The following is a 6,270-nucleotide window of genomic DNA, read 5'->3' as shown; positions in this document are numbered from 1 at the left end:
TCTACATCATGCACATGTAATACCAATATCAGGAAAATCATACAGGTTAAAAGATCACTTAAAACAGACAGACTAATTGTACATTTTTATATCATATTTTTTGTACATTAGGTCTTGACATTTTATAGGCAGCCAATAAAAAAGTCACCATAGTAACAGCAAATAAAAGAGTAATCATTCGAATCAACTGATATCCTAACTTCATTTTTTATTCCATTTCCATTCATCAACATTATTTAAAACCGACCAGCCATGTCCATGCGGATGAATCTTTTGCTCCCCAATTTCCAACCCTTCCTTCAAGAAGTACAAATGATCTACATTACATAGCCAAATCCATGGAATATCTCCATCCTGTGTAATTCCCACTTCTCCATCCCATTGTGCCTTTTGCCACAACTCATAGGAATCTTCTAAAGAAGCATTCCACGCTTCATCCATATATTCATCCACTTTTTTATTGTAATACGGCGAATACTCTGCAAGCTTTGTATCTTTTGATGAATGGTAAATATTATAAAGTTCCATCGGAGTATGGGCACCCCAGCCCCAGACAAGACAGTCTGATAACGCTCGCTCATATGCCTTATCCCATCCAACCCCTTCTGTCTTTACCAAAATACCTAACTCTTTTAATTGATTTGCAAAATCCTCAGCTAAAGCCTGCCTTACAGAATCTTCCGGATTATACATAACTATAAATTCTGCCTTTATACCATTCTTTTCCCGAATCCCTGTTTTCCTCGTTTTCCAGCCGGCTTTTTCAAGAATTGATTTCGCTTCTTCCTTATTATAAGACACTTCTGCTTCCGAATTATACCATGGCATTTTATCACAAACACTATAAGTCGGCGTCCCATACCCGTTTAATACATGTGCTATCATTTCATCACGATTAATTCCAATATTAACAGCCTGACGAATTGCAAGGTCAGAAGTAACATCATTCCCAATTGTGGTTCCATTTTTTTCCTGTCTTGGAACCGCAGGCATGTTAATTCCTCTATTGTCAACAGAGGCTACTGCTGTTAACTGATACCCCTTTATTTTCTGTTCAGAATATAAAGCTGCTGTATGTACAAGGTCAGCCTGCCCACTCATTGCCATGGCAAGGGCTTCTGCTTCTTCCACAAATAAGACTGTAATCTTTTTTATCTCTGGTTCTCTACCATAATAATCTGGGTTTACCGTAAAAATAACTTGTTGACCTTTATCCCATTGCTTTAAGATATACCGTCCCGAACCAATAGGACTTTGTCCATAATTTTTATCATAAGCATGTTCTGGAACAATTCCCACAATTGCCATTGTATATGGCCAAATAGAAAATGGTTTTTCCATTTCAAACTCTACCGTGTAATCATCAACTGCCCTTGCTCTTTTTAACATTGTAAAATCATTTACCGTACTTAATTTTTTTATATTATTATAAGTAAATGCCACATCATCCGCAGTCAATTTTTGACCATCTGTAAATCTTACATCTTTTCTTATTTTAACATTCCAAGTAAGTCCATCATCACTGACCGAATAATCTGTAGCCAAATCTTTTTCAATTTTCAAATCTTTTGTTGTTACAAGCAATGTACTTTGAATCAATGGTTCATGAACATGTTCACCAGCACCCCACCCATATGCGGGATCAAATCCTGCCTCAGGCTCAGAAGTAACTGGCATAGTAACAATTACTTCGTCCTTTTGTTCTTTTAAGCTTTTATTCTTATTTTGAGTTTCTTGTTTTCCACAACTGCTAATAATAGCTCCCGCCAAAATAAAAATCCCTGTTAAAATAATCCATTGTCTTCGTTTCATTCTTTCAACCTTTCCCCTCTTTAATTTTTAACCTCTAAATCACGAATAAAATTCATTTTCAATTATATGAAACTATAGCTTGTCCCACAAGCCTAGTAGGGGGATATAATTCGTCTCCGACGCAGTGCGTTCCCGCCCGGAGGGCTTTTTAATTCATAGGACGCAATTTCCTATAAAGTAAAAAAACATTCTATATACCGGATAAATTTCCAGTACATAGAATGTCTTTCATACTTTAAAATCGCTATTGTTTTAATCATATATCGTTTTATTGTGCTCTGTCCATTACTTTAATCTTTATATTACAGTCTGTCACATAGTCATAGTTAATGTCTAACGAATAATCAATCGTTGCAATCATTCCTTCTTTTTGCTCAATAATAGAAATATTCGTTGTATAAAGACCAATTAACAAATTTCCAAATGGAGTCTGGTAATAAGTCATTGTTTTTTTATCTTTTTCAAATACCATATTGACATTTGCATATCCCTTTTTTGTAAGTTCAATATAGTCAGGAGAGATTTTCAAAAGATTTTTAGATACTCCACTTTCTGCCTCTCCATCTTCATGCATCTCTTCATATAAAATATAGTGTTTTCCATCTCTTTGATGATACTCACCGGGAGAAACAATTTCTATTGCCTCATCATCTCCGATTTCAGTCTGTAATCCAGAAATGGAAACTAGTACCTTTTTATTCATATACAACTCCTTAGTATTGCTCTATATTAATATCTTTCGTTTCCTGTACTTTACATGGAAGAATTGTATTTGCAAATCCCTTAAATTTCTCTGCTCCGTCACTTACAAAAAACAAATGCTCTTTTGTTTTTGCCGGCTCATGTAACAAATCATGTTCCATTAAAACTCTTCGCAAATACCGTGCCGTTTCATAAGCCGGATTTATCAGCTGAACATCATCACCAATAACCTTCTGCAATGTATGGCGAATCAATGGATAATGGGTACATCCAAGTACCAATGTATCAATTCCATGCCCTTTTAATTCACTAAAATACCGTTCTGCTATCTCAATTGTAACCGGATCATATAACAATCCTTCCTCTACTAATGGAACAAATAAAGGGCATGCTTTCGGAAATACCTGAATATTATCCTTCCATTGTTTCAAATAAGAAGTATAAATCCCACTATTAATTGTTCCTTCTGTTCCAATTACTCCAATTTTCCCATTTTTTGTTGCTTTTGCTGCCACTTTTGCTCCGGATTTAACAACTCCAATAATAGGAATATCATTTTCTGCTTTTATCGTTTCCAATGCAAAAGCAGTCGCTGTATTACACGCAATTACAATTGCTTTTACTTCTTTTGTACGCAAAAATTTTACAATCTGTCTGGAAAAACCGATAATTGTATCTTTCGACTTATTTCCATATGGAACTCTTGCCGTATCACCAAAATACACAATTTCTTCATTCGGCATCTGGTTCATAATTTCCCGTGCAACCGTAAGTCCGCCTACTCCCGAATCAAATACACCAATCGGAGCGTTGTTTGCCATTTCGATTCCCCCTATCGCGAAAAGGCTAACTGAATTAATTTGTCAACCAATTCTTTCTTTCCTAAGCCTTTTTCTTCCCAAAGCATTGGATACATACTAATGGACGTAAATCCTGGAAGTGTATTAATTTCATTAAATACAATTTCATTTGTTCCATTTTCTACAAAGAAATCGACTCTTGAAAGACCATATCCATCAACAGCCTTAAATATTTCTACTGCCGCCTTACCAATTTGTTCTGCAACACCCTCTGGAAGTTCTGGTGATATTACCGTTTTTGATTCTTGATTGTTATACTTTGCATCATAATCATAAAACTCTGCTGCTGCAAGAATCTCTCCAACACCAGTAGCTTTAGGCTCTGCTCCGCCTAATACCGCACATTCAATTTCTCTTCCAACAATCGTTTCTTCTACAAGAATCTTTCTGTCGTGTTCTGCAGCAAGCTTTAACGCATCGACTAACTGCTCTCTATTTTCAGCTTTTGATACACCCTTAGAGGACCCTGCATTGGAAGGCTTTACAAAAACCGGATAACTAAGCTTTTCTTCCACTCTGCCAATAACTGTATCCATATCAGTTAATTGATTTTTCAATACTGCAACGTAACTTGCCTGACGAATATGTAATGTATCAACAATCATTTTCGTATATAATTTATCCATAGATACTGCAGAAGCCAAAACACCACACCCTACATACGGAATCTTTGCAAGCTCTAATAATCCCTGAACAGTTCCATCTTCTCCATACATACCATGAAGTGCCGGAAATACTACATCAACAGATATCAGCTCTGTCTTTTTACCATTCTGCACTAAAATACCTTTTTGTGTTGCATCTGGAGAAATAACTGCTGTTTCTTTGCTTCCTTTCCATTTATCAGATTGAATTTCTTCGATTGAATTTACCTTTAACCATTTTCCCTCTTTTGTAATTCCAATCATGATTACATCATACTTATCTCTATCTATATTTGAAATAATTGTCGTTGCTGAAATGCAGGATACTTCATGTTCTGATGACTGTCCACCAAACAACACTGCTATTGTTTTCTTACTCATTATTTCATCCTTCCTTTCTCTTCCATTAAGGAATACTTTGTTTCACTAGTCTTAGTTATTGTAACCTTAATTCTTAAAATAATCAATAACCTTATTTTTTTTCCAATGACAGGAAGTGACAATAACTGAAAAAGCAATTACAATTCTTTTATCCACTCAAGCAATTTGAACTTATAAAAGTACTGCCCCTCTTGTTTTTCAATACTCTCATACTCTTGCTTTGTTAATACCTTTTTAAACGTTTCCTTATTTTCTTCCGTTATAACATCGTATGATTCATCTACATAACATAAGGTAGGAAACATAACACACCACCAATTTTTCCCCTCCGCTTTTCCAATCAGTATTCGAAAAGCCTCATATCGCCCGGCTGGAAATGTTAAATCTCCATATCTTTTTACCGGAAATGTAGTCATTCCTAACTCTGCATGACTTTGATAGGAATATCCTTCTTCTTTCATAACCTTATCTGCAAGTTTCTCCATATTCGTTTGATTATCTCTCAAAATTTTTCGTGCTTCTTCTATAGAAGAAACATTTTTAAGTTTAGGTCTCATCGCTTCCACTACCCTATCTTTTACTTTCAGCTTTAATTCTTGATCCTCTTTTGTATCGCTGTTCGCAATCACATGAAAACGAATAATATGCTCTGCAATTCCTTGTTGCATCTTTTGCTGACTCTCTACTTTGGTTTCTTCGCACGATTCATTCAAAAACATTTGGTTTTTTCCAAATATAATATTGCTAATTACAAAAATACCTGCAAATACAAAAATTAACTTTTCAATTCCATAATTCATGATATGTACCTCTTTTTGTTTTTTTATATTATCTGAATTATATCCAGTTATTTGGTAAGTATACAGTTTTTATGAAACTTAAAGATTTCTCTATTGCCCCTGTCATTTTTTCTATGTATAATAAAATCAGTTTTATTTTTTTAATGATATTAACAAACTATCGCAGGAGGTTTCTCTATGAATACAATCAGCCTAAACGCATATGCCAAGATTAATCTTGGACTTGATGTTGTAAGAAAAAGAGAAGATAATTATCACGAAGTCCGCATGGTTATGCAGACAATTCGTCTTTATGATAAAGTAATAATAGAGCCAATTGAAAAAAATGAGATTTGTATTGAAACGAACCTTTCGTTTCTTCCCACAAATGAAAACAATCTTGTGTATAAGGCTGCTGAACTTATCAAAGAAAAACACAATATAAAAACCGGACTTTCTATCACATTAGAAAAACATATTCCGGTTGCAGCCGGACTGGCAGGTGGCAGTTCTGATTGTGCCGCAACCTTAGTCGGACTTAACCGTTTGTTCAAATTAAATCTTTCTAAGCAAACTTTAATGGAATATGGTGTTACCTTAGGTGCTGATGTTCCTTACTGTATTATGCGTGGAACTGCATTATCTGAAGGAATTGGGGAAATACTCACTCCACTGCCACCTGTTCCCGACTGTTATATTTTAATTGCCAAACCATCTATTCATGTATCTACCAAATTTGTATATGAGAATTTAAAATTAAACCAGCTAAAAAAACATCCTGACATTGATGGTATGGTTTTAGCAATTCACGAAAAAAACCTTCACAAAATTGCAGAACGTATGGAAAATGTTTTGGAAACTGTAACAATTCCAGAATATCCGGTTATCGGTACTTTAAAAGATATAATGCTAAACTGTAATGCAATCAACGCCCTTATGAGCGGAAGCGGACCTACCGTATTTGGTTTGTTTGAAAAAAAGGAAGATGCAGACCGGGCATACCAGCAATGTAGAGAAGCAGACCCTTCCAATATGGTATTCTTAACAACTTTTTTCAATAAATAAAAGAATTTAGATAAACACTAAGAGAGG

Annotated in this window: 6 protein-coding genes; 1 reads left to right on the top strand and 5 read right to left on the bottom strand. The window is 35.0% G+C overall.

From position 1 onward, the window contains the following. Nucleotides 1-201: 201 nt before the first annotated feature. From FYJ58_RS05235 to spoIIR, 5 genes are all read right to left on the bottom strand, one after another. Entirely contained in the window at nt 202-1,812 is a 1,611-nt protein-coding gene (locus tag FYJ58_RS05235; protein ID WP_154518277.1) for an ABC transporter substrate-binding protein, read from the bottom strand. Nucleotides 1,813-2,080: 268 nt separating this feature from the next. Further along, a complete protein-coding gene (locus tag FYJ58_RS05230) occupies nt 2,081-2,515 on the bottom strand; it encodes a DUF1934 domain-containing protein (protein ID WP_154518274.1) in 435 nt (144 codons plus the stop codon). 10 nt (nt 2,516-2,525) lie between these two features. After that, on the bottom strand, nt 2,526-3,335 hold the full coding sequence (gene murI / locus FYJ58_RS05225) for a glutamate racemase (protein ID WP_154518271.1): 810 nt from the start codon (nt 3,333-3,335) through the stop codon (nt 2,526-2,528). Between the two features lie 11 nt (nt 3,336-3,346). Beyond that, the gene (locus tag FYJ58_RS05220; RefSeq protein WP_154518268.1) at nt 3,347-4,399 is read right to left on the bottom strand and encodes a D-alanine--D-alanine ligase family protein; all 1,053 of its coding nucleotides are present in this window, start codon (nt 4,397-4,399) and stop codon (nt 3,347-3,349) included. Between the two features lie 137 nt (nt 4,400-4,536). Then, nucleotides 4,537-5,199 carry a stage II sporulation protein R gene (gene spoIIR / locus FYJ58_RS05215; protein WP_154518265.1) on the bottom strand — a complete coding sequence of 221 codons (663 nt, stop codon included), beginning with the start codon at nt 5,197-5,199 and terminating at the stop codon, nt 4,537-4,539. Between the two features lie 177 nt (nt 5,200-5,376). Between spoIIR and ispE the strand changes: the two genes are divergently transcribed. After that, the gene (ispE, locus tag FYJ58_RS05210) at nt 5,377-6,243 is read left to right on the top strand and encodes a 4-(cytidine 5'-diphospho)-2-C-methyl-D-erythritol kinase (RefSeq protein ID WP_154518262.1); all 867 of its coding nucleotides are present in this window, start codon (nt 5,377-5,379) and stop codon (nt 6,241-6,243) included. Nucleotides 6,244-6,270 lie beyond the last annotated feature (27 nt).

It is taken from the genome of Velocimicrobium porci (genome assembly GCF_009696045.1).
Lineage (GTDB): Bacteria > Bacillota > Clostridia > Lachnospirales > Lachnospiraceae > Velocimicrobium > Velocimicrobium porci.
The sequence above is the reverse complement of the archived record's forward strand: the minus strand, read 5'-3'. Positions and strand labels throughout refer to the sequence as shown.

Excerpts from the sequence above, each read along its gene's own strand:
- FYJ58_RS05235 (WP_154518277.1), bottom strand. The coding sequence starts at position 1,812 with ATGAAACGAAGACAATGGATTATTTTAACAGGGATTTTTATTTTGGCG.
- FYJ58_RS05230 (WP_154518274.1), bottom strand. The coding sequence starts at position 2,515 with ATGAATAAAAAGGTACTAGTTTCCATTTCTGGATTACAGACTGAAATC.
- murI (WP_154518271.1), bottom strand. The coding sequence starts at position 3,335 with ATGGCAAACAACGCTCCGATTGGTGTATTTGATTCGGGAGTAGGCGGA.
- FYJ58_RS05220 (WP_154518268.1), bottom strand. The coding sequence starts at position 4,399 with ATGAGTAAGAAAACAATAGCAGTGTTGTTTGGTGGACAGTCATCAGAA.
- spoIIR (WP_154518265.1), bottom strand. The coding sequence starts at position 5,199 with ATGAATTATGGAATTGAAAAGTTAATTTTTGTATTTGCAGGTATTTTT.
- ispE (WP_154518262.1), top strand. The coding sequence starts at position 5,377 with ATGAATACAATCAGCCTAAACGCATATGCCAAGATTAATCTTGGACTT.